We start from the raw sequence: 23,130 nt of genomic DNA, 5'->3' as shown, positions 1-23,130 counted from the left end.
CCCGCGCCACCAATCACAAGGAGAACCCATGCTCGTCGCATTCTCGGTCGCACCATCCGGCGGCCACGACCCGGACGGCTCGGTGCACAACGCCGTCGCCGCAGCGGTGCGGGTCGTGCGCGACTCCGGCCTGCCCAACCACACCGACTCGATGTTCACGACCATCGAGGGCGACTGGGACGAGGTGTTCGCCGTGGTCAAGGCGGCGACCGAAGCCGTCGGCGCCTGGGGGCCGCGGGTGTCCCTGGTGCTGAAGGCGGACATCCGGCCGGGCCGGACCGGCGAGCTGACGAGCAAGGTCGAGCGGCTCGAGGCTGCCCTGGAGGCCGCACCAGCGCCGCCCACCGGCGCCACGGGGCCATAGTCTGGATCGCATGCCTTCACCTCGCCCGGGGTCGACGACGCTGTCGCCGACCCGCATCCGTTTCGCCCTCCTCGCCCTGGCCCTCGGCGGGTTCGGGATCGGGTCGACCGAGTTCGTCGCCATGGGCCTGTTGCCGAACCTGGCCCAGGATCTGCTGCCCGGCCTCTACGCCGCGGCCCCGGATGCCGCCAACGCCCAGGCAGGCTGGCTCATCTCCGCGTATGCCCTCGGGGTCGTCGTCGGCGCGCCGACGATCGCCGCCGCCGCGGCCCGATGGCCGCGGAAGCGGCTCCTGCTGGCGCTCCTGGCCGCCTTCACCCTCAGCACCATCGCGTCGGCGCTGCTGCCCACCTTCGGGCTGGTCCTGGCGGCCCGCTTCGTCGCCGCTCTGCCGCACGGAGCCTACTTCGGGATCGCCTCGCTGGTCGCCGCCGACCTGATGGGTCCGGGGAAGCGCGCCCGCGGCGTCGCCCTGGTGCTCAGCGGTCTCACGATCGCCAATGTGATCGGGGTCCCGCTGATCACCTGGCTCGGTCAGGCCTCGGGCTGGCGGGTGGCCTACCTGGTCGTGGCCGCGGTGTTCGCGGCCACCTTCCTGGCGGTCGCCCTGCTGGTCCCGTTCCAGGCCGGCAACCTCGGTGCCACCATGAGGAGCGAGCTGCGCGCGTTCGGCCGGCTCCAGGTCTGGTTCGCGCTCTCGATCGGTGCGATCGGGTTCGGCGGGCTGTTCGCCGTGTACACCTACGTCGCCCCGCTCGTGATCGAGGTCACGGGGCTCTCCGCTGCGTCGGTCCCGCTCGTGCTCGTCGTGATCGGCCTGGGAATGACGATCGGCAACCTGGCCGGCGGGGTCCTGGCCGACCGCAGCGTGCGCCGCACGATGTACTGGTTCTTCGGCGTGATGCTGGTGGCGCTGGCCGGGCTGGCCCTGTCGGCCCGATTCGTGCCCGGCCTGCTGATCGGGGTGTTCCTGGTCGGCGCGGCGGCGGCGGCGCTCTCGCCCGCGATCCAGGCGCGGCTGATGGACGTCTCCCACGACAGCCAGTCGATCGCCGCCGCCCTCAACCACTCGGCGTTGAACATCGGCAACGCGCTCGGAGCCTTCCTCGGCGGGGTGGCGATCGCGGGCGGCCTCGGCTACCTCGCCCCCGTCTGGATCGGACTGGGGCTGAGTGCGCTGGGCATGGCCCTGACCTTCGTCACCTTCGCGATCGACAGGTCCAGGCGCCGCAACGGGCTGCACGTGCCCTACGGCACCGAGGCGATCACCGTCGTCGGATAGCCGGACGCCGTGATCGTCCCGGCCAGCAGGTGACTGCGGGCAGGTCTAGTCGGTCTGCAGGAGGATGCCGTCGTGGATGGCGCGCTTGCGCAGGGCCACCTTCGTGCCGACGTCGAACCCGGCGAGGCGGTACTTCTCGCGGATCCGCTTGAGGTAGGACTTCGCGGTCTCCTCGGAGATGCCGAGCTGGTGGGCCACGGCCTTGACCGGCTCGCCCGCGCCGTACAGGGCCATCACCCGGCGCTCCTGGGCGCTCAGCCGGGGGGAGCCGCCGCTGGTGCCGGCGCTCAGCGCCTCGTCCAGCTCGGCGGAGATGTAGGACTCGCCGTCGTAGGCCGCGCGGATCGCCTCGACGATCATGTTCGCTTCCTCGCTCTTGACGAGGTAGCCGAGCGCGCCGGCCGCCAGCGCTTCGCGCACCAGGCCGGGCTCGGAATAGGTGCTCATCAACACCGTCTTGACGCCCGCGGTCTTGAGGGTGGAGATCTTCAAGGAGACGGGGATGTTGTCCTTGAGGTCGAGGTCGAGGAGAACGACGTCGACGGGGAATTCGGGGTGGGTCAGCAGCTCCGGCCAGGTCGTGACGGCGGCGACCATGTTGATGTCGTCTGCAGCCCCCCTGATCCACTCGGTCAGGGCGCCGAGGAGCATCCGGTGATCGTCGACCAGGGCCAGCCTGATGGGATGCTCCCTGCTCGGCACTGCGATATTCGTCATTGTCATGTTCGTCACTGCTGCCTCCTACTGCCTTTGCACCCGACCAAAAAGCCCGACGGCTCTCCGTCGCAGACCTTAAGCATCCGCGGGATTGTCGATACTGCACTCGATCTCCACCCGGAGACTTCCGTCCCGGGTCGAATCGATGTGAGGACCGACTACTCGGATAGCTTGCCACGTCTCGGGGTCCACACGCCGCCGTGGCACACCCGTCGTGGTCAATTCGATTGGAAATCGTAACTTCTGGCGGGCTCGCACGCCGTGGGTGGGCCGGATCGGGCCGAGGGAGAGCGAAACTGCGGCCTCGGCGCGGGTCGTGTCGCTGATCAGGAGCCAAATCGTGCGGAGCAGCGCGTCGCGCTGGGCCGGGTCGAGCAGCCCGGCGAGGCCGGCGGGATCGTGCAGGTTGACGGAAGGGCCGAGGAACTCCGATTCCGTGATCGCATGGTGGAGCCAGGTTTCGCGCCGGCCCTGGATCAGGTGCAGGCGCAGCTGGGTGGCGAGCGTGGAGGCCGTCGTCGACTTGTCGGCGCTGAGCGGAAGCGCGGTCCGGCCCTGGGCGACGTCGTCGAGAAGGGTTTCCGCATCGAGGTCGATCCGCGCGAGTTCCTCGGAGGCGAGCATGCCCACCGCGAACTGCGGTTGGGAGACGGTGCTCTGCACGAGCACCAGGTCGAGTTCCCGCTGGGCCATCCGGCGGAAGGAACGCACGATCGCGACTCCGAGCAGCGGAGGCATGATGGCCAGGCCGATCGCCAGCAGTTCCGGTGCGAGGGTGAGCGGGTCGGGGCGGGACTCGGTGACGGCGCCGACGAACAGGACGGCGGCCAGCACGACGGCCGATGTGATGACGTCGCGACCGCGGCGCACCGTGACGAGGGCGATCAGCAGCGAACCGACGGCCGCCGCCGCGGTCGGGTACACCTCCGACCCGCCCTGTCCTCGTGAACCGGCCAGGTCGAGCACGACCACGACGCTGCCGCTGACCAGCGCCGCGGCGAACAGCCAGTCGGGCATCCGCGCCGACAGCCGCTGCACGGTGACCAGGGCGAGCGCCGTTGTCGCCATCAGCAGCGTCCAGGCCGCCAGGCTCGGCAGGGGGTTCGGATAGTCGAACCATTGGATCATGAAGCGCCAGAACAGGAACAGGGCGATGAACCCGCCGCTGAAGGACAGGCCGATGCCCAGGTGGCGGCCGCCCAGGCCGCTCTGGTTCGCGCGGGTCGTCTTGACGGTGCGCTCCGGCCGGCGGAAGGTGCGCCGGCGGTCCTGGCGCTCCTGGACCTCCTTCTGGCGCAGATCCTTCCGGCTGACCCCGGCGGCCCCGAGGTCGCCCAGCGGGACGTCGACGAGATCAGGGCCGATCACTTCGGCACCTCAAGCACCACGGTCGTGCCGGAACCGGGGGAGGAGAACAACCTGGCGTTGCCGCCGACGTCTCGCAGCCGGGCCACGACGGATTCGGCGAAGCCGAGCCGTTCGGCGCTCACTCCGAGCAGGTCGAAGCCGACGCCGGCGTCGGTGACCATGGCGCGCACGGTGGTGTCGTCATCCGAGATCGTGACGTCGGCCCGGTCGACCCCGGCGTGGCGGCGCACGTTTTCCAGGCACTCGCCCAGCGCGAGCAGGAACGAGTCGAGGACATCGCTGGGCAGCAGCACCTGCCCGCTGCCGTGCCAGTCCACCTCCAGTCCCATCCGGCCGAAGCGCTGCTTCACCGATTCCAGGGTGCTGCCCAGGGTCGACTCCGTGGCCGGCTCGAGGGTGTACACGCCGGAGCGACGTGGTGTCGGCAGGCCGCCCAGGCGCAACTGCCGCAACAGCCGGGCATCGTCGCCGGCCTGCTGGCGGAGGGCGGCGGGGCTGACGCCGACACCGGAGTGGGCGAGCAGGGTGAGGGTGGCGAGCACGGTGTCGTGCAGGAGCCTGGCGTCCTGGCGGCGCTGCGCCTCCAGTTCGCTGGCGTGTCGTTCGGCCAGGTGGGCCCGGCCGATCGCGGCGATGCGTTGCATCACCCGGGGCACGCTTTGGGCAACCCACCAGCCCGCCAGTGCCACGGCGAACCAGCCGCAGATCGTGATGGCCAGTGGGACGATCGCCCCGGCGGAGGTGATCGTGCTGGCGAGGACGCTGGCCAGGGTGGCCGAGAACGAGACGAACAGCAGGATCAGCCGGCGGGTGCTGACGACCAGCACGAGTGCGACGGAGCTCGTCGCGGTCGCGGCCACGGTGCCGATGACGGTCTCCTCAACCAGGTTCAGGCCAGACGGTCCCTGGCCGGAGAAGCCGACCAGAAGGACGATTCCGATGCCGCAGAGCACGATCAGGATGGCCCAGCGCATCCGGCCTGACCGGCCGAGCAGGTACTGGCCGGCGACCATGAGGAGGAGCACCGGCAGGCAGCGGCCGAGCAGGCCCAGGCTGAGGCCGCCCGGCACGAGCATCACGACCAGCACCGCCACGGAACCGGTCAGGCCGGTCAGCCGGGCTGCTCTCCGCAGGAGGCGGTCGCGCTCTTTGAAGATTCGTTGCATGTCGCCTGGATTACCCCTCGTAATGCCCTAAGAAGCACCATATCCGGCCCGAACCGGTTTTCTCGTGATCGGGAGACACTGGTTCCCGCGATTGTGGTTCATCGGGCCGACTCGACCTGCTGCCGGGACCGGACCGCGGAGGACGCCGCCTGGGTCCAGCCGGGCGCGGGGGCGAGGAAACCGGCGCTCTCGCCCAGGCCGGCCCAGAGCAACCAACTCCGGAACATGGCCGCGGGTGCCCGGGCAGGATGCCGCACGCCGCCGTGCATCAGGGCCGCGCCACGGGTGCCGGCGGGTCGGCGGATCCCTGGTCGAGCCGGAACGGCGGGTAGTCGTCCCGCATCAGCGAGGTGTACACCATGACCCGGATCACCCAGCGATTCAGGCCGAGAATCAGGTCGAACAAGGTGCGCCGCAGCCGACCCGTGAAGAGCAGGATCAACCCCGAGAGCAGCACGAGCAGCCCGATCAGGGACGGCGCGGTCACGGCAGCGGTTCCGGCGCCCGCCGGCCAGTCGGCCGGTTGGGTGCGCCAGGACCAGGTGCTGCCGGTGATGACCGCGACGATCAGGAGGTGCGGCAATGCCAGCAGCCACCACTTGACGAGGACCAGTCCGTTGGACAGCCGCGCGGGATAGTCGACCTGGAGATCGGCCGGGTAGTCCGTTGTGGCGAGGGTGAACGGGGGATACCGGTCGGTTCCGAGGGCCGAGTAGGAGTAGAACGCCACCCGCCAGTTCCAGCGCAGGACGCCGACGTTGAAGGTGAACAGCGACGCGGGGTACCGCCCGGTGAACAGGATCGCGAAGCCGGCCACGATGGTGGTGACGAAGAAGGCGCACCAGAGGAAGAACAGCACGATCAGGTGCGGAATGACCAGGAACCACTTCACCAGCCACAGCCACCGCGACAGCACGGGGTCGGGTTCCCCGGTCAGCCGGGCCGGGTAGGGGCGCCATTCGTCGATCGGGGGGACGGCCGCCGACATCGGGCCGGGCTGCATCGGGCCGGGCGGCGCAATACCGGCCGGCGCACCACCGGGCGGCACCGGGGTACCCCGGCCGAGCCCGATGGCCCCGAGCACGACCAGCGCGATTCCGAGCAGCAGCAGCAGGATGCCGGCGATCACCAGCCCGATCGCGAGCGGCCCGAGCAGGCCCAGCCGCACGCCGGCGCGCAGCTGCACGGCCACGCGGGGGCTCGCATCCGCGTTCATCACGACAACGGCCCAGGTGCCGGGCTGGACGTCCCAGACAACCTGCTGCGTTCCCGGCCCGGTGGCTGACACGCTCCACCAGCCCTGGTCGCCGGGGAGGGCAGGCCGGGCCGTACCGGGGACGTCGCGGTACTCCGCGCGGAACGGGGAGACGCTCACGTCCACGAGTTCGGTGTGGTGCACCGCCGTGAGGTAGCGGTCCACCTCGGCCTGCGGTGCGATGCCGATGAACACGTCGCCGCCCGTGCTCGTCGCCTCCAGACGGATGCTGGCGACACCGGCCGGGATTCCGGACGTGCCGGCGACGTCCAGTCTCGGCGAGGTGAGCGCGTAGGAGTCGGCGGAGAATGAGGCGGGCGGCGCGCTGAAGAAACCGTTGTCCGCCTGCTGCGAACTCGCCACCGTGGCGGCGACGCCCCCGGTCAGCATGCCCAATCCGAGCAGCGAGAACACCGTTCCGAGCACCAGCATGACGACGTAGGCGGGTTTCATGGCAGCCATCCTCTCGGGGGAATCACCCGATTTTCAGGCTTTCCCCGAAGGCTGCGGCTGTCAACCCCTCGGCCGCCGTCACGCCGCCGTCACGGCCCCGTCAGGGTCAGTCGAGGAGACGGCCCAGCTGGGCGCCGATCGCCGCGGTCTCGATCAGGAACCCGTCGTGGCCGTATCCCGACTCGAGTACGACCGGGTCGGTGCCGTCGATGTTGTGCCGAAGGTGCTCGGCGATCCGCCGCTGGCCCTCCACCGGGAACAGCCGGTCGCTGTCGATTCCGACCACCACGGTGCGGGCCGTCACCCGGCTGAGGGCGGCCGGGACACCGCCGCGACCGCGGCCGACGTCGTGCGAGTCCATCGCCTGCACGAGTGTGACGTAGCTGTTGGCGTCGAACCGGCGGGTGAACTTGTTGCCGTGGAAGTCGAGGTAGGACTCGACCGCGAACCGGCCGCCGGCGCCGAGTGGGCTGATCTCGCTCTGCCAGCCGCGGTCGAACCTCAGGTTGAGCTCGGCGGGGCTGCGGTAGTTGAGCAGGGCCATCCGGCGGGCGAGGGCCAGGCCGCGGGTGGGACCGTCGCCGTCGTCGGCGTCGTAGTAGTCCCCGGACCGGAACAGGGGGTCGGAGCGGATCGCCTCGATCTGCACCGAGTTCAAGGCGATCTGGTCGGCAGTCGTCACCGGCGGTGCGGCGAGGATGGCGAGGCGCGCCACGCGCTCGGGGGCCTCGATCGCCCACTCGAGGGCATGCATCCCGCCCATCGAACCGCCGATGACGGCGGCCCAGCTGTCGATGCCCAGGCGGTCGCTGAAGGCACGCTGCGCGGCCACCTGGTCGCGGATGGTGAGGTAGGGGAAACGGGTGCCCCATTCGCTGCCGTCGGGCGCCAGCGATGCGGGGCCGGTGCTGCCCTGGCAGCCGCCGAGCATGTTCGGCGCCACCACGAACCAGCGGTCGGTGTCGATGGCGAGCCCCGGGCCGACGATGCCGCCCCACCAGCCTGCCGTGACGTGGCCGTCGCCGGCGGCGCCGACCAGGTGGCTGTCGCCGGTGAGGGCGTGCAGCACGAGCACGGCGTTGTCACCGGAAGGGGAGAGTTCGCCCCAGGTCTCGTAGGCGACGCGCACGGCGCCCAGGCTGCCGCCGGCCTCGAAGCGGAGCGGGCCGACGTCGAGGAAGCGGCGGGAGCCGACGGGGTCGCCGTCGCGCCAGGCGCCGGTCGCCGGGGGCTTGCCGAGGAGCGAGCGCGCCTGGGCTTCAGTGACGAAGCTGGACGGGACCGTGTCTGCCGAGAATTGCCATTCCATACGCCCCCATTCTGGCGAACCTCGAGGGCCTCCGTCTGATTGTTACGCGCGAACTCGCGCGCAGCATCCTGCGTCCCACACCTTTCTTGGCCCGAGCCTCGTCGAATTCGACGGAGATTTTGACGAAGTGACCCGGAAAACTGCGTTTCAGCCTCGGATCACGGAAAATCTCCGTCGAATTCGACACCCAGGGGCTAGGCGTTGGCGCGGGATGCCACCACGACGGCGCGTGCCGCGGCCAGGCCGAGCTCGAGGTCGGCCTTGAGGTCGGCGATGTTCTCGATGCCGACGGAGAGGCGCACGAGGCCGGGCGTGACGCCGGCCGTGAGCTGCTGCTCGGGGGTGAGCTGCGCATGGGTGGTCGAGGCCGGGTGGATCACGAGCGAGCGCACGTCGCCGATGTTGGCCAGGTGGCTGAACAGCTCGAGGTTGTCGACCAGGGCGCGGCCGGCATCCACCCCGCCCTTGAGCTCGAACGAGAGCACCGCGCCGACGCCCCGGGGGGCGTACTTGTTGGCGGCGGCGTACCAGGGGCTCGTCGGCAGGCCGGCGTAGTTGACCGAGGCGATGTCCGGGTGGTTCTCAAGCCACTCGGCGATCTCCTGGGCGTTCTGCACGTGGCGTTCGATCCGCAGGCTCAGGGTTTCGATGCCCTGGATGAGCTGCCAGGCGCTCGCCGGGGCGATCGCGGCACCCAGGTCGCGGAGCAGCTGCACCCGGGCCTTGATGATGTAGGCGATGGGGTCGCCGACGGCGCCGGTGTAGCTGACCCCGTGGTAGGACGGGTCGGGCTCGGTCAGGCCGGGGAACTTCGCGACGTTCTTCGACCATTCGAAGCTGCCGCCGTCGACGATGACGCCGCCGATGACCGCGCCGTGGCCGCCGAGGAACTTGGTGGCCGAGTGGATGACGATGTCGGCGCCGTGCTCGAACGGGCGGATCAGGTAGGGGGTGGCGATCGTGTTGTCGACGATCAGCGGAACACCTGCCTCGTGGGCGACGCCGGCGACGAGGGAGATGTCGAGCACGTTGATCTTCGGGTTGCCGATGGTCTCCGCGAAGAAGAGCTTGGTGTTCGGGCGCACGGCGCGGGCCCACTCGGCCGCGTCGTCCTGGTTCTCGACGAACGTGGTCTCGATGCCGAGCTTGGCGAGCGTGTACTTGAACAGGTTGTAGGTGCCGCCGTAGATCGAGCTGGACGACACGATGTGGTCGCCGGCCTGGGCGATGTTCAGCACGGCGAAGGTCGACGCGGCCTGGCCGGAGGCGAGCAGCAGGGCAGCGGTTCCACCTTCGAGGGCGGCGACGCGCTCCTCGACGACGGCCTGGGTCGGGTTCATGATGCGGGTGTAGATGTTGCCGAATTCGGCCAGCGCGAACAGGTTCTGAGCGTGCTGCGCGTTGTTGAACACGTAGGACGTGGTCTGGTAGATCGGGGTGTTGCGGGCGTTCGTGGTGGGGTCGGGCTGGGCGCCGGAGTGAACCTGCTTGGTTTCGAACTTCCAGGCTTGTGCGTTGTCGCTCATGAGGTGGTCTCCCTGATAATCCTCGACGAGCGTGGACCGTCCATCGCTCTGGGTGCGAGTTTAGGCATCCGTCCGGAGGGGTGGCAACGACCCGTGAAACACGGCGTCACACGCGGGGTGCCCCCATCGAACCGGCCGGATCAGGACTGTTCGGCGGGCGGCGGATCCATCGGCGGCAGCACGATCGTTCCGGTGTGCGTTGACTCGTGCTTGCGGAACAGCCAGCGTGCCCGCGGCTCGATGATCGGCCGGAACAGCCGCTTGACGATCGGGAGGGACAGCAGCACGCTGATCCCCACGCTGAGCAGCAGCAGCGCCGGCAGCACCCAGGCCGGCTGCGCGCCGCCGAGAACCCCCGATTCGCGCAGCGGGAAGAGCAGGAAGCTGTGCAGCAGGTAGATGTACATCGTCGCCGACCCCAGCGCGGTGAACCACGTGGTGCGGCGCGGCACGAGCAGGAGGAACGCCATGATCAGGGCGAAGGCGAGGAGCATCAGCCCCAGGCGGATGCCGCCGGCCCAGAGCTGGTCGTAGCCGAACGTCGGGTACGCCTCGCTGTAGAGCAGGAACTGGCGGATCTGCAGGGTGCGGAGGGCGTCGATGTTGAGGGCGATCACGCCCAGCAGCGCGGAGAACAGGGTCAGGGCGCCGACCCGCCAGCGCCACACCTCGCCGACGCCGAGCTCGAGCCAGCGGGCGGTGAGCTTCCACTGGCGCAGTTTCCAGCCGAACACGAAGAAGGGCAGCAGGCCCAGGGTCCGGGAGAGGGCGAAGGTGCCGTCGATCGAGGTGATGTAGCCGGCACCGATCGAGATCAGGATGCTGACCAGCAGCGGATAGCGCAGCAACACCATGAACGGCAGCATCAGGCGCCAGACCAGCAGGGCGATCAGGAACCACAGCGTCCAGGAGGCGCTGGAGTAGTCCAGGTTGAACTCCCCGCCGAGCAGCCACCGCACGAGAGTCCAGATCGTCTCGAACACGACGTACGGGAAGACCACGTCGGTGATCAGGCGGTGCAGCTGCCGCGTGCCCGGGGGGCCCGAGCGGGCGAAGTACCCGCTGACGGCGACGAAGAGCGGCACGTGGAAGGCGTAGATGAACAGGTAGGCCTCGTAGGCGACATCCGACCCGTGGATGAGCTTGAGGATCGCGTGCCCCATCACCATGAGCGTGATGGCGATCCAGCGAGCGTTGTCCCAGAGGGGAACCCGCCGCTTCTTGACATGGGGCCTGCCGGCGACTCGTGCACTCATCAGAGCCATTCTCCCAGCAGAATGGAGCAATGGGTACAAGAAGAGTTGTCGTGACCGGTGCCAGCTCGGGAATCGGGGCCGCCACGGTGCGCCTGTTCCGTGAACGAGGATGGGACGTCGTCGGTGTCGCCCGCCGGGCCGACCGCCTGGCCGCGCTCGCCGCGGAGACCGGGGCGGCGGTGTTCACGGCCGACCTGACGAGCCAGGCGGACGTCGACGCCCTGCGTGACTACCTCGCGGTATCCGGGCCGGTGCACGCGCTCGTCAACAACGCGGGCGGCGCGCTCGGGCTGGACAGCGTCGAGAACTCGTCGATCGACGACTGGGCCTGGATGTTCGAGATCAACGTGCTCGCGGTCAAAAGGGTCACGAGCGCGCTGCTGCCGCTGCTCCGGGACGCGATCCGCGCGGATGCCGGTTCGGCCGACATCGTCACCGTCACCTCGATCGCCGGGCACGTCGCCTACCTCGGCGGGGGCGGCTACAACGCGGCGAAGTTCGCCGCGCACGCGCTGATGGAGGTGCTGCGACTCGAACTCAACGGCGAACCGATCCGGGTGATCGAAGTGGCCCCCGGGATGGTCAAGACCGACGAATTCGGCCTGGTGCGATTCGGCGGCGATGAGGAGAAGGCGGCCGCGGCGTATGCCGGGGTTCCGAATCCGCTCGTCGCGGAGGACATCGCGGAGACGATCGTGTCGAGCGTCGAACGCCCGGCCCACGTGAACCTGGACCTGATCACGATCAAGCCGGTCGCCCAGGCCGCGCCGACCCGGGTCGCTCGGGGGCCGCTCCTGCCGAAGGACTGAGTCCTCCGGCAGGTGGCCGGCCGCGGGTGGACGACTGCGGGTGGACGACTACGGGTGGACGATGATCTTCACTGCGGTGTCGTTGTGGTTGATCAGCGTGTCGAAGCCCTGCGAAATCAGGTCGTCCAGCGCGATCCGGCCCGTGATGAACGGCTTCAGGTCGATCGTGCCCGACTGCACCAGGGCGACGGTCTCCTCGTGGTCGCGCACATAGGCGATGGTTCCACGCAGGTCGATCTCCTTCAGGACGATTTTCTGCATGTCCACGGTGGCGGGACGGCCCCAGATCGAGACGTTGACGAGCACCCCGGCCGGGCGCAGGGCGTCGAGCATGGCGTCGAGCACGGCGTTGACGCCCGCACACTCGAACGCCACATCAGTGCCGATGCCACCGGTGATCTCCAGCACGCGAGCCTCGAGGTCCTCGACGGTCGGGTCGATCACGTAGTCGGCGACGCCGCTCGAGAGCGCCTTCGCCTTGCGGGCGGCGCTGAGCTCGGAGATGATCGTGGTCACGCCGATGCCCTTGAGGATGGCGGCCGTCAGCAGTCCGATGGGCCCGGCGCCACCGACGATGGCGACGTCTCCGGCCTTCGCGCCGCTGCGGATCACGGCGTGGTGGGCGACCGAGAGAGGCTCGATCAGGGCGGCCTCGTCCAGGGGGATGTCACCGATCGCGTGCACCCAGCGCTGGTCGACGACGATCTTCTCGCTCAGGCCACCACCGCCGCCGGCGAGGCCGATGAAGCCCATCTTCTCGCACAGGTGGTAGTTGCCGGCCTTGCAGGGCGGGCACTCGCCGCAGACGAAATAGGGCTCCACGACGACGTTGTCGCCGACGGCGAGTCCCGTGACACCCTCGCCGACCTCTTCGATGGTGCCGGAGAACTCGTGGCCCATGGTGACCGGGAGGGTTTCGTGCGAGAGCGGATGCGGGTGGCCCGGGGCGGAGATGAAGATCGGGCCTTCGAGGTACTCGTGCAGGTCGGTCCCGCAGATGCCGCACCAGGCGACGGCGATCTTCACCGTTCCGCTGCGGGTCGACGGTTCCTCGATGTTCTCGATTCGGACGTCTTTCCGGCCGTAGAAGCGCGCAGCTTTCATGGGGATCATCTCCAGTGTTCATCGTGGGCTCGGCGCAGGCGAATGACCTGGCCCTCTAACCCGGGGATGACACTACTCCCCCTCGACTGGGGGCCAGCCGAGGGGGAGTAGTGGTGTGAGACGGGCGGAGCGGTTAGTGCTCGACCGCCTTCTCGGCGCCGTGGCCGGTGAGCGAGCGCACCGCCATCTCTGAGGCGAGGAGCGGGTCTTCCTTCGTGCTGCTCGTGACCGACCCGAGCCAGCCGAGGAAGAAGCCGAGCGGGATCGACACGATGCCGGGGTTGCTCAGCGGGAACCAGGCGAAGTTCACCGCGTCGCCGAACATCGAGGTCGGCGTGCCGGAGAAGACCGGCGAGAACACGATCAGGACCACGGTGGCGCCGAGGCCGCCGTACATGCTCCAGACCGCTCCGCGGGTGGTGAAGCCGCGCCAGAACAGCGAGTAGAGGATGGTCGGCAGGTTCGCGCTCGCCGCGACGGCGAAGGCGAGGGCGACCAGGAAGGCGATGTTCTGCCCCTGCACGCCGATTCCGCCGGCGATCGCGAGGATGCCGATGACGACCACCGTGCGACGGGCCACCTTGACCTCGCTGTCGGGGTCTCCCTTGCCCTTCCGGATCACGCTCATGTAGATGTCATGCGCGAACGAGGTGGCGGCCGTGATCGTGATCCCGGCCACGACGGCCAGGATCGTCGCGAACGCGATCGCCGAGATGAAGCCGAGAAGGATCGGCCCGCCGAGCGCGAGCGAGAGCAGCGGCGCCGCCGAGTTCACTCCGCCGGGGGCGGCGAGGATGGTGTCGGCTCCGACGAGCGCGGCCGCGCCGAACCCGAGCACCAGGGTGAACAGGTAGAACGCGCCGATCAGCCAGATCGCCCAGACCACGGAGCGACGGGCCTCCTTGGCGGTCGGGACCGTGTAGAAGCGCATCAGCACGTGCGGCAGTCCCGCCGTGCCGAGCACGAGGGCGATGGCCAGGGAGATGAAGTCCAGCGGGTTGGTGCCGTACTTCAGCCCGGGGACCAGGATGGCCGAGCCGGGCGTGCTCGTGGAGGCGGCGACGGCCGTGTCGAGCAGCGCCGAGAAGTTGAAGCCGTTGATGGCGAGCACCCAGATCGTCATCGCGAAGGCGCCGATGATGAGCAGGAACGCCTTGATGATCTGCACCCAGGTGGTGCCCTTCATCCCGCCGATCAGCACGTAGAGGATCATCAGGCCGCCGACGACGGTGACGACGATGGACTGCCCGAGCTTGTCGTTGATGCCGAGGAGCAGCGAGACGAGCCCGCCGGCTCCGGCCATCTGGGCGAGGAGGTAGAAGAAGCACACGGCCAGGGTGGTCGTGGCCGCGGCCACCCGCACCGGGCCCTGCTTCAGCCGGAAGGAGAGCACATCCGCCATCGTGTACTTGCCGGTGTTGCGCATCAGCTCGGCCACCAGCAGCAGCGCGACGAGCCAGGCGACGAGGAAGCCGATCGAGTAGAGGAACCCGTCGTACCCGCTGACCGCGATCGCCCCGACGATGCCGAGGAACGAGGCGGCGGAGAGGTAGTCGCCGGCGATCGCGAAGCCGTTCTGCGGCCCGGTGAAGGAGCGGCCGCCGGTGTAATAGTCGGCCGCGGTCTTGTTGTTGCGCCCGGCGCGGATGACCACGATCAGGGTCACCGCCACGAAGGCCAGGAAGATCGAGATGTTGAGGACGGGGTTGTTCTCGACCGGTTTGACGGCGAGGGCCGCCTGCGCGGCCAGGGACTGCGCGATGATGGCGGCGCTCATTTCTGGTCCAGCCCTTCGAGTTCGGTGCGGAGAGACTGGCCGAGGGGGTCCAGGACGCGGTTCGAGTAGGAGACGTACCACATCGTGATGGCGAAGGTCGTGACGAACTGGCCGAGGCCGAGGACGAGGCCGAGGTTGATCCGCCCGAAGACCTGGATGGCCATCACATCGGGCAGGTAGGCCGCGACAAGCACGAACGCGAAGTACCAGATGAGGAAGATCGCCGCGAGCGGCAGCACGAAGCTGCGCCTCTTGTGCTTGAGGTTGCGGAAACCCGCTGTCTGCTCGAATGCGACGTAGTCGATGGTCGTCGGCGACGAACCGTCCGGGAGGGCGTCTTTCGTTGTTTCCTTCATGGGGCTCCTTTGCTCCGGTGAGGGTGGTGACGGATGCTACGGGGTGGTTTGGGGGGTGCCGGCCGCGCCGTGCACGGCCAGCTTGAGGGCGTCGAGGGTGGCCGGGTCCTCGATGGTGGGCGGCACCGTGTACGGCTCGCCGTCGACGATCTGCCGGATCGTCTTGCGCAGGATCTTGCCCGAGCGGGTCTTCGGCAGCCGATCGAGAATGGTCACGTCCCGGAACGCGGCGACCGGGCCGACATGCTCGCGCACGAGGCCGACGAGCTCCGTGGCGAGGGTGTCGTGGTCGATCGTCGCGCCGGCCTTGAGCGTGACGAAACCGGCGGCGCGCTGGCCCTTGAGCGGGTCGTGCACCCCGAGCACCGCGCATTCGGCGACCGCCGGATGCAGGGTGAGCACCTCCTCGAGCGAGCCGGTGGAGAGCCGGTGGCCGGCCACGTTGATGACGTCGTCGGTTCGGCCCATCACGTAGAGGTAGCCGTCGTCGTCGAAATGGCCGGAGTCCCCGGTGGCGTAGAAACCGGGGAAGGCGGAGAGGTAGGCGCTGGCGAAGCGTTCCTCGCTGCCCCAGATGCCGAGCAGGTTGCCCGGCGGCAGCGGCAGCCGGATGGCGATGTTGCCGTCCTTGCCGACCCGGCTGACCGGTCTGCCCTTCGAATCGAGGATGACGACGTCGTAACCGGGCACCGGGAAGGTGGCCGAGCCCGGCTTGGTCTCGAGTTCGGCGATGCCGCGCGGGTTCGCGCAGATCGCCCAGCCGGTCTCGGTCTGCCACCAGTGGTCGACGACGGGACAGTGCAGGCCGTCGTTGGCCCAGTGGTAGGTCTCCGGGTCGAGGCGCTCACCGGCCAGGAACAGCCCGTGCAGGCTGGACACGTCGTACTTCTCGAGTTCGCGCAGCTCCGGGTCGACCCGGCGGATGGCGCGGATCGCGGTGGGCGCGGTGAACAGGACCTTCACCTTGTAGTCCTCGACCACGCGCCAGAACGCGCCGGCATCCGGGGTGCCGATCGGCTTGCCCTCGTAGATCACGGTGGTCGCCCCGACCAAGAGCGGGGCGTAGACGATGTAGGAGTGGCCGACCACCCAGCCCACGTCGGAGGCGGCCCAGAACACGTCGCCGGCCCCGGCTGCGTAGATGTTGCGCATCGACCAGGCCAGCGCGACGGCGTGGCCGCCGTTGTCGCGCACGATGCCCTTGGGATTGCCCGTCGTCCCGGACGTGTAGAGGATGTACAGCGGGTCCTCGGAGCGCAGGGCCACCGGGTCGGCCGGCGTGGCCTGCTCCTCCTCGGTCGCCCAGTCCAGCCAGGCGACACCGTCGGCGCCGGCGTAGTCGGCCGCACTGCCCGGGATCATCTCCCGGTCGCGCACGATCACCGTGCGCACCGAACCGGCGCTCTGGGCCAGGGCCCGCTGCACCAGGGGCAGGTATTCGACCGCGCGGCCGGGCTCCAGGCCGCCGGATGCCGTCACGATCACGGTCGGCCGGGCGTCGTCGATGCGCACGGCCAGCTCGCTCGCGGCGAAGCCGCCGAAGACGACGGAGTGCACGGCGCCGATCCGCGCGCAGGCCAGCATCGCGACGATGGCCTCCGGGATCATCGGCAGGTAGACGATCACCCGGTCGCCCCGGCCGACGCCGTTCTCCCTGAGGACACCCGCGAAGCGGGACACCCGGCCGAGGAGGTCGAGGTAGCTGATCCGGATCCGGGTGCCCGACATCGCGGAGTCGTAGATCACGGCGGTCTGGGCGCCCCGCCCGGCAAGGACGTGGCGGTCGAGGGCGTTGTAGCTCGTGTTCAGCTCGCCGTCCGGGAACCAGCGCCAGGTTCCGGGGGAGCGCTCCTCGAGGGCGATCCGCGGCGGCGTGATCCAGTCGACGGCCTGCGCGGCCTCGAGCCAGAATTCGGCGCGCGTGTCGGCGTCGATGCTCCGCTGCCACGTCTCGTGATAACCGACGGTTGAGTCGCTTGTCATTGTGAACCTCCCCATTGAAGCTCCTATGTATACATAGAATGCACGAAGTCTTGCATAAAACCCCCACAAAGGGAATAACATGTGGTTTGTGTATACAGAAACCCCAACGGCGGGGACCACCGCACCGGTACGTGCCAGCGAGCGCGCCTACCGGCAACTGCGCGGGGAGATCCTGGACGGGATCCTGCCCGCCGGCACCGGGCTGCTCGAGATCGAGCAATCGGCCCGGATCGGAGTGTCCCGCACGCCGCTGCGCGCCGCCATCGCCCGGCTGATCGCCGACGGCCTCGTCGCCGGCCGGCCCGGCCGGGGCTTCATGGTCACCGAGATGTCGATGGACAGCATCCGCGAACTGTACGAGGTGCGCCGGGCCCTCGAGGAGCACGCCGCCCGGATTGCCGCCGACCGCCGCGACCCTGCCGTCTTCCTGGCGCTGCGGGACCAGTTCCTCGCCGCCCCCGAGCTTCTGGCCCAGGGCGAGACCGGCCTGCACCGCTACTACGACCTGATCGACGAGTTCGACGATGCCGTCGATGAGGCCGTCGCCAACCCGTTCCTGGTCGGCGCGCTCGCCACCGTGCGCACCCACTTGGCCCGCATCCGCCGCCTGGCCAGGGGAAACCCGGCCCGGCTTCGCGCCGCGGCGGCCGAGCACCTGCTCATCATCGACGCGATCATCGCCGGCGACACCTCGCTGGCGGCCCACGCCACCCACGTCCACCTCCAGCAGAGCCTCACGAACGTCCTCGCGGCGATCCAGGGGCAGCCGACCGGCCCGGTCGCCTAACCGAAAGGAACCACCGTGCAGCAGCACCACGTTCGTGTTCACCGCAGCGATGAGAACCTGGCCCGCACCGATCAGCTCGCCTGGAAGATCGCCGAATGCGCCGCCGACCCGGTGCCGGTCTCCGAGGAGGTGACCGAGATGATCATCAACCGGGTCATCGACAACGCCGCCGTCGCCGCGGCCTCCCTGACCCGGCGGCCCGTGGTCGCCGCCCGCTCGCAGGCGCTGGCCCATCCGCGGTCCTTCAACGGGGTGGGGTCGACCGTGTTCGGCGAACAGCGCTCGCGCCGGGTGTCCCCGGAGTGGGCGGCCTGGGCGAACGGCGTGGCCGTGCGCGAACTGGACTACCACGACACGTTCCTCGCCGCCGAGTACTCGCACCCCGGCGACAACATCCCGCCGGTCGTCGCCGTGGCCCAGCACCTCGCCACCGCCCGGGGCCTGACCGGGCGCGACCTCGTGCGCGGGATCGCGACCGGCTATGAGGTGCAGATCGACCTGGTCAAGGCGATCAGCCTGCACGCCCACAAGATCGACCACGTCGCCCACCTCGGCCCGTCGGCCGCGGCCGGAATCGGCACGCTCCTCGGCCTCGACCCGGCGACGATCTTCCAGGCGGTCGGCCAGGCTCTGCACACCACGACCGCGACCCGGCAGTCCCGCAAGGGGGAGATCTCCAGCTGGAAGGCCTACGCGCCGGCCTTCGCCGGCAAGATGGCGGTCGAAGCCGTCGACCGCGCGATGCGGGGCGAAACCAGCCCGACGCCGATCTACGAGGGCGAGGACGGCGTGATCGCCTGGCTGCTCGACGGGCCGGATGCCGCCTACGAGGTGTCCCTGCCCGGCGCGGGCGAGGCGAAGCGGGCGATCCTGGACAGCTATACCAAGGAGCACTCGGCCGAATACCAGGCCCAGGCCCTGATCGACCTGGCCCGCAAGCTGCACCGCGAGCACCCCGAACTGGCCGACCCGGCCAATGTGGAATCCATCGTCATCCACACCAGCCATCACACCCACAACGTGATCGGCTCCGGGGCGAACGACCCGCAGAAATACGACCCGACCGCCAGCCGGGAGACCCTGGACCACTCGATCCCGTACATCTTCACGGTGGCGCTCCAGGACGGCAGCTGGCACCACGTCGATTCCTACCGGCCCGAGCGCGCCGGCCGCGCCGACACCGTCGCCCTCTGGAACCGGGTCACCACCACCGAAGACGCGGAATGGACCCGCCGGTACCATTCCCTCGATCCGGCCGAGAAGGCCTTCGGCGGCCGGGTCGAGATCCGGCTCACCGACGGCAGCCGCATCGTCGACGAGCTCGCGGTCGCCGACGCGCACCCGCTCGGCGCCCGGCCCTTCGGCCGCGCCGAGTACATCGACAAGTTCCGCGTGCTCGCCGCCGGCGTGCTGGAGGAGGGCGAGATCGTGCGCTTCCTCAGCGCCGCCGAACGCCTCCCGAGCCTGACCGCCGCAGAACTCGGCGAACTCACCATCGTGGCCGCCAACGGCCTGCTCACCTCCCTCCCCACCCCGAACGGAATCTTCTGATGCTCTACTCCGCCGTCACCCCCACCCAGAAGCGCGCCGACTTCCGGGCGGCGCTCGCCTCCGGCCGGCTGCTCCGCTTCCCCGGCGCGTTCAACCCGCTCTCGGCCCGGCTGATCGCGGCCAAGGGGTTCGAGGGCGTGTACATCTCCGGGGCGGTGCTGTCGGCCGACCTCGGCCTGCCCGACATCGGCCTGACCACCCTCACCGAGGTCGCCGGGCGCAGCCAGCAGATCAGCCGGATGACCGACCTTCCCACCATCGTCGACGCCGACACCGGCTTCGGCGAGCCGATGAACGTGGCGCGCACCATCCAGACCCTTGAAGACGCGGGACTGGCCGGGATGCACATCGAGGACCAGGTGAACCCGAAGCGGTGCGGCCACCTCGACGGCAAGCAGGTCGTCGACGATGAGACGGCCGCCAAGCGCATCCGCGCGGCGGTCGACGCGCGGCGGGACCCAAACTTCCTGGTCATGGCGCGCACCGACATCCGTGCCGTCGACGGCCTGGCCGCCGCCGTCGACCGGGCGAAGAAGCTCGTCGACGCCGGCGCGGACGCGATCTTCCCCGAGGCGATGGCCTCGCTGGCCGAGTTCGCCGCGATCCGAGCCGCGGTCGACGCGCCGATCCTGGCGAACATGACCGAGTTCGGCAAGGGCGAGCTGTTCACCGTGAAGCAACTCGCCGACGTCGGGATGAACATCGTCATCTTCCCCGTCTCGCTCCTGCGCCTGGCCATGGGCGCGGCGGAGCGCGGTCTCGATACCATCGAGACGGAGGGGTCGCTGACCTCGCTCCTGCCGCAGATGCAGCACCGGGCGGAACTCTACGAACTGCTCGACTACCCGGCCTACAACCACTTCGACTCCGGCGTGTTCAACTTCACCCTCAACCCGAACCTTCCCTCGTAGAAACGCAAAGGAGCGTCATGACTCAGAACGAACCAACGGTTTTCAAGGGCCTCGCGGGGGTTGTCGTCGACAGGACCGCCGTGTCCAAGGTCAATCCGGACTCCAACTCGTTGCTCTACCGCGGCTACCCCGTGCAGGAACTGGCCGCACAGCGCAGCTTCGAGGAGGTCGCCTACCTGCTCTGGAACGGGGAACTGCCCACCGAGGACGAGCTGGCCGACTTCGAGGAGCAGGAACGGTCGCTGCGGCATCTGGCGCCCGCCGTGCGCCGGGTCATCGACGAACTGCCGCTGACCGCGCACCCGATGGACGTCGTGCGCACCGCGGTGAGCCTGATCGGCGCGGGCGACCCCCAGGTCGACGACGCGTCCCCGGAGGCCAACCGGGCGAAGGGGTTGCGCCTGTGGGCGCAGATGCCGTCGATCGTCGCCTACGACCAGCGCCGCCGCCACGGGCTGGACCTGATCGAGCCGCGCGACGACCTCGGCTATTCGGCGAACTTCCTGTTCATGACGTTCGGCGAGGTGCCGGAGCTCATCGTGGTCGAGGCCTTCGACGTGTCGATGATCATGTACGCCGAGCACTCGTTCAACGCGTCCACGTTCACCGCCCGCGTGATCACCTCGACGATGTCCGACCTGCACTCCGCGATCACCGGCGCGATCGGCGCGCTCAAGGGTCCCTTGCACGGCGGCGCGAACGAGGCCGTCATGCACATCTTCGACGAGATCGGCACCGGGCCGGGCGCTGGGGAGCGGGCCGAGGCCTGGCTGAACCGCACCCTCGACGCCAAACACAAGGTGATGGGCTTCGGGCACCGGGTCTACAAGCACGGCGACTCCCGCGTGCCGACCATGTACACGGCCCTGCTCACCATGATCGAGCACTACGACCGGCCCGACCTGCTCGAGCTCTACGAATCCCTCGCCGCGGCGATGAAGGCCCGCACGGGCATCCTGCCCAACCTCGACTACCCGTCGGGCCCGGCCTACCACCTGATGGGCTTCGACACCCTCACCTTCACGCCCATCTTCGTGGCGGCCAGGCTCACCGGCTGGACCGCCCACATCATCGAGCAGACCGCCGCGAACGCGCTCATCCGGCCCCTGTCGCTCTACAACGGCCATGAGGAGCGGCACCTCTCGTGACCTGCTCGTGACCTAGCATTGGCAGATGGCATTCGACGCGCATGACGCAGGCACAGACCTGACCGGGATTCAACGAGAAGTCCTCGAATGGAACGTCTTCGCCGACGCTGCCCGCACGCTGGCCGCCGAGGTCCTGGCCAGCGGCTACCAGACGGATGTCGTGATCGCCATCGCCCGCGGCGGCCTGCTGCTCGCGGGCGCGATGTCCTACGCCCTCGGCACCAAGAACTGCGGCAGCATCAACGTGCAGTTCTACACGGGCGTGGACGAGCGGCTGCCGGAGCCGGTGCTGTCCGGCCCGATGCTCGACGCGCCGGCGCTCGCCGGGCTGCGCGTGCTCCTGGTCGACGACGTGTCCGACTCCGGGCACACCCTCGCGCTCGTCGTGGATCTGCTGCGCGAATGCGCGGCCGAGGTGCGCACGGCCACCCTTTACACGAAGCCGCGGACGGTGCTCGTCCCCGACTACACCTGGCGGGAGACGGACCGCTGGATCGTCTTCCCGTGGTCGTCGCTGCCCGTGGTGGCGCCGGACGCGACGGTGCCTGTCGTCCCCGCCGCAGCCGAGGGAGTCCTCGCGTGAGCGTGCATCTGGTCGGCGGCGGCTGGACCCCCGAACACGACGCGGCCGTCTACGGGCCCTTCCTGGCCGAGGCCACGGCACGGGGAGTCGCGCTGGGCCGCACCGCGCCGCGGATCGCGATCATCGCGGTGCGCGATGGCGACGGCGCCGAACACGCGGCGAACCTCGTGGCCGCGGTCGGTGCCGCGGGGGAGCTCGAACCGAAGGTCACCAGCCTCGCCCACGGCGCCCTCGCCGGCCTGCTCGCCGTCTCCGAGGTCGACGGCATCCTCATCGGCGGCGGGCTCACCCCGGCCTACCTCGCGGCGGTCGCCCCGATCGCGGGCGAGATCCGCCGCCAGGTGGCCGCCGGCATCCCGTATCTCGGGTTCTCCGCGGGCGCCATGATCGCGGCCGAGCGTGCCCTGATCGGCGGCTGGCGGATGGGCGGGGTCGAGGTGAACGCTCAGGATGCCGCCGAAGGCCTCGACGAGGTCACCATCGAGCCCGGCATCGGGCTGCTCGACGTCACCGTCGAAGTGCACGCGGCCCAGTGGGGAACGCTCTCCCGGCTCGTCGCGGCCACCGAAGCCGGCCTGATCGACGGGGGACTGGCCATCGACGAGAGCACGGCCCTGATCGTGGGCGTCGGTGCCCTCAGCGTCGTCGGCGCCGGCAGCGTCTGGCGGGTCAGCCAGGCCGACGGCGGCGTGCTCGTCAGCACCTTCGGCGCCTGAGCCGCCCTCCGGTGCCGCCGACAACGCTGGAGACGCTCGCCCGCTCCGGCGCGATCGACCCGGGCTGGGCGCTCGCGCTCGCGCCGGTGTCGGCCGAGGTCGCGGCGATGGACGGGTTCCTCAGCGCCGAGACCGCGGCCGGGCGCCCGTGGCTTCCGCCGGCCGACACGGTCTTCCGGGCGTTCCGGGACCCGTTCGACGCCGTGTCGGTGCTCATCCTCGGCCAGGACCCGTATCCGACCCCGGGGCATCCGATCGGCCTCGCCTTCGCGGTGGAGCGCCACGTGCGCCCGCTGCCGCGCAGCCTCCAGAACATCGCGGCGGAGCTGCGGGAGGACGTGGGCGTCACGGCCGCCAACGGCGACCTCTCAGCCTGGGCCGACCAGGGTGTGCTCCTGCTCAACCGGGTGCTCACCGTGCAGGCCGGCCTCGCCGGGTCGCACCGGCGGCGCGGCTGGGAGAAGATCACCGAACAGGCCGTCCGGGCGCTCGTCGCGCGGCGGCGCCCCCTGGTCGCGATCCTCTGGGGCAGGGACGCCGGTCAGGCCCGGCCGTTGCTCGGCGACACGCCCGTGATCGAGTCCGCGCACCCGAGCCCGCTCTCGGCGCGCCGCGGGTTCTTCGGGTCCCGGCCGTTCAGCCGGGCGAACGACTACCTCGTGGCGGCCGGAGCGGCCCCGGTGGACTGGTCGCTCGGGTAATCTGGAAG

The 23,130-nt window shown here is 69.7% G+C and carries 21 protein-coding genes; 10 read left to right on the top strand and 11 right to left on the bottom strand.

All coding sequences use genetic code 11. From position 1 onward, the window contains the following. Window positions 1-28: 28 nt before the first annotated feature. Complete coding sequence (locus tag IWX89_RS14705) at window positions 29-364, top strand: thiamine-binding protein (RefSeq protein WP_196904297.1); 336 nt, start codon at window positions 29-31, stop codon at window positions 362-364. 10 nt (window positions 365-374) lie between these two features. Beyond that, complete coding sequence (locus IWX89_RS14700; RefSeq protein WP_196904296.1) at window positions 375-1,646, top strand: MFS transporter; 1,272 nt, start codon at window positions 375-377, stop codon at window positions 1,644-1,646. Between the two features lie 45 nt (window positions 1,647-1,691). Here IWX89_RS14700 and IWX89_RS14695 read toward each other — a convergent pair whose 3' ends face one another. The 7 genes from IWX89_RS14695 to IWX89_RS14665 form a co-directional block, all read right to left on the bottom strand. Beyond that, a complete protein-coding gene (locus IWX89_RS14695; RefSeq protein WP_231383351.1) occupies window positions 1,692-2,369 on the bottom strand; it encodes a response regulator transcription factor in 678 nt (225 codons plus the stop codon). A gap of 69 nt (window positions 2,370-2,438) precedes the next feature. Then, window positions 2,439-3,731 carry a hypothetical protein gene (locus IWX89_RS14690; RefSeq protein WP_196904295.1) on the bottom strand — a complete coding sequence of 431 codons (1,293 nt, stop codon included), beginning with the start codon at window positions 3,729-3,731 and terminating at the stop codon, window positions 2,439-2,441. Beyond that, window positions 3,728-4,897 carry a sensor histidine kinase gene (locus tag IWX89_RS14685; protein WP_196904294.1) on the bottom strand — a complete coding sequence of 390 codons (1,170 nt, stop codon included), beginning with the start codon at window positions 4,895-4,897 and terminating at the stop codon, window positions 3,728-3,730. The genes IWX89_RS14690 and IWX89_RS14685 overlap by 4 nt, the downstream gene beginning before the upstream one ends. A 268-nt stretch (window positions 4,898-5,165) precedes the next feature. Continuing rightward, window positions 5,166-6,605 (bottom strand): DUF4389 domain-containing protein, encoded by a 1,440-nt coding sequence (locus IWX89_RS14680; RefSeq protein ID WP_196904293.1) that lies wholly within the window; start codon window positions 6,603-6,605, stop codon window positions 5,166-5,168. Window positions 6,606-6,711: 106 nt separating this feature from the next. Then, the gene (locus IWX89_RS14675; protein ID WP_196904292.1) at window positions 6,712-7,914 is read right to left on the bottom strand and encodes a homoserine O-acetyltransferase; all 1,203 of its coding nucleotides are present in this window, start codon (window positions 7,912-7,914) and stop codon (window positions 6,712-6,714) included. A 194-nt stretch (window positions 7,915-8,108) separates the two neighbouring features. Further along, entirely contained in the window at window positions 8,109-9,440 is a 1,332-nt protein-coding gene (locus IWX89_RS14670; protein WP_196904291.1) for a bifunctional o-acetylhomoserine/o-acetylserine sulfhydrylase, read from the bottom strand. A gap of 140 nt (window positions 9,441-9,580) precedes the next feature. Then, window positions 9,581-10,696, bottom strand: coding sequence for an acyltransferase family protein (locus IWX89_RS14665; RefSeq protein WP_231383339.1), 1,116 nt, complete (start codon window positions 10,694-10,696; stop codon window positions 9,581-9,583). Between the two features lie 29 nt (window positions 10,697-10,725). Here IWX89_RS14665 and IWX89_RS14660 point away from each other — a divergent pair, with 29 nt between their 5' ends. After that, the gene (locus IWX89_RS14660; RefSeq protein ID WP_196904289.1) at window positions 10,726-11,505 is read left to right on the top strand and encodes an SDR family NAD(P)-dependent oxidoreductase; all 780 of its coding nucleotides are present in this window, start codon (window positions 10,726-10,728) and stop codon (window positions 11,503-11,505) included. A 48-nt stretch (window positions 11,506-11,553) separates the two neighbouring features. Here the strand turns inward: IWX89_RS14660 and IWX89_RS14655 are convergent, their stop codons facing one another. The 4 genes from IWX89_RS14655 to IWX89_RS14640 form a co-directional block, all read right to left on the bottom strand. Next, on the bottom strand, window positions 11,554-12,609 hold the full coding sequence (locus IWX89_RS14655) for a 2,3-butanediol dehydrogenase (protein ID WP_196904288.1): 1,056 nt from the start codon (window positions 12,607-12,609) through the stop codon (window positions 11,554-11,556). Between the two features lie 133 nt (window positions 12,610-12,742). Further along, window positions 12,743-14,386 (bottom strand): cation acetate symporter, encoded by a 1,644-nt coding sequence (locus IWX89_RS14650; RefSeq protein WP_196904287.1) that lies wholly within the window; start codon window positions 14,384-14,386, stop codon window positions 12,743-12,745. After that, a complete protein-coding gene (locus IWX89_RS14645; protein ID WP_196904286.1) occupies window positions 14,383-14,742 on the bottom strand; it encodes a DUF485 domain-containing protein in 360 nt (119 codons plus the stop codon). The genes IWX89_RS14650 and IWX89_RS14645 overlap by 4 nt, the downstream gene beginning before the upstream one ends. 36 nt (window positions 14,743-14,778) lie before the next feature. Further along, the gene (locus IWX89_RS14640) at window positions 14,779-16,725 is read right to left on the bottom strand and encodes an AMP-binding protein (RefSeq protein WP_196904285.1); all 1,947 of its coding nucleotides are present in this window, start codon (window positions 16,723-16,725) and stop codon (window positions 14,779-14,781) included. An 88-nt stretch (window positions 16,726-16,813) separates the two neighbouring features. Between IWX89_RS14640 and IWX89_RS14635 the strand changes: the two genes are divergently transcribed. The 7 genes from IWX89_RS14635 to IWX89_RS14605 are packed head-to-tail and all read left to right on the top strand — an operon-like array spanning window position 16,814 to window position 23,122. Then, window positions 16,814-17,512, top strand: coding sequence for a GntR family transcriptional regulator (locus IWX89_RS14635; protein WP_307836577.1), 699 nt, complete (start codon window positions 16,814-16,816; stop codon window positions 17,510-17,512). 15 nt (window positions 17,513-17,527) lie between these two features. Beyond that, complete coding sequence (locus tag IWX89_RS14630; protein WP_196904283.1) at window positions 17,528-19,063, top strand: MmgE/PrpD family protein; 1,536 nt, start codon at window positions 17,528-17,530, stop codon at window positions 19,061-19,063. Continuing rightward, window positions 19,063-19,974, top strand: coding sequence for a methylisocitrate lyase (prpB, locus tag IWX89_RS14625; RefSeq protein WP_196904282.1), 912 nt, complete (start codon window positions 19,063-19,065; stop codon window positions 19,972-19,974). Before IWX89_RS14630 ends, prpB begins: the two co-directional genes overlap by 1 nt. Window positions 19,975-19,991: 17 nt before the next feature. Continuing rightward, window positions 19,992-21,122, top strand: coding sequence for a bifunctional 2-methylcitrate synthase/citrate synthase (locus IWX89_RS14620; protein ID WP_196904281.1), 1,131 nt, complete (start codon window positions 19,992-19,994; stop codon window positions 21,120-21,122). 25 nt (window positions 21,123-21,147) lie between these two features. Next, the gene (locus IWX89_RS14615) at window positions 21,148-21,705 is read left to right on the top strand and encodes a phosphoribosyltransferase (protein ID WP_196904280.1); all 558 of its coding nucleotides are present in this window, start codon (window positions 21,148-21,150) and stop codon (window positions 21,703-21,705) included. Beyond that, window positions 21,702-22,421, top strand: a complete 720-nt coding sequence (locus IWX89_RS14610; protein ID WP_196904279.1) for a Type 1 glutamine amidotransferase-like domain-containing protein — start codon at window positions 21,702-21,704, stop codon at window positions 22,419-22,421. The genes IWX89_RS14615 and IWX89_RS14610 overlap by 4 nt, the downstream gene beginning before the upstream one ends. A gap of 11 nt (window positions 22,422-22,432) precedes the next feature. Further along, the gene (locus tag IWX89_RS14605) at window positions 22,433-23,122 is read left to right on the top strand and encodes a uracil-DNA glycosylase (RefSeq protein ID WP_196904278.1); all 690 of its coding nucleotides are present in this window, start codon (window positions 22,433-22,435) and stop codon (window positions 23,120-23,122) included. Window positions 23,123-23,130: the final 8 nt, after the last annotated feature.

The sequence above is a fragment of the Cryobacterium sp. MP_M3 genome (assembly GCF_015752155.1).
Lineage (GTDB): Bacteria > Actinomycetota > Actinomycetes > Actinomycetales > Microbacteriaceae > Cryobacterium.
The sequence above is the reverse complement of the archived record's forward strand: the minus strand, read 5'-3'. Positions and strand labels throughout refer to the sequence as shown.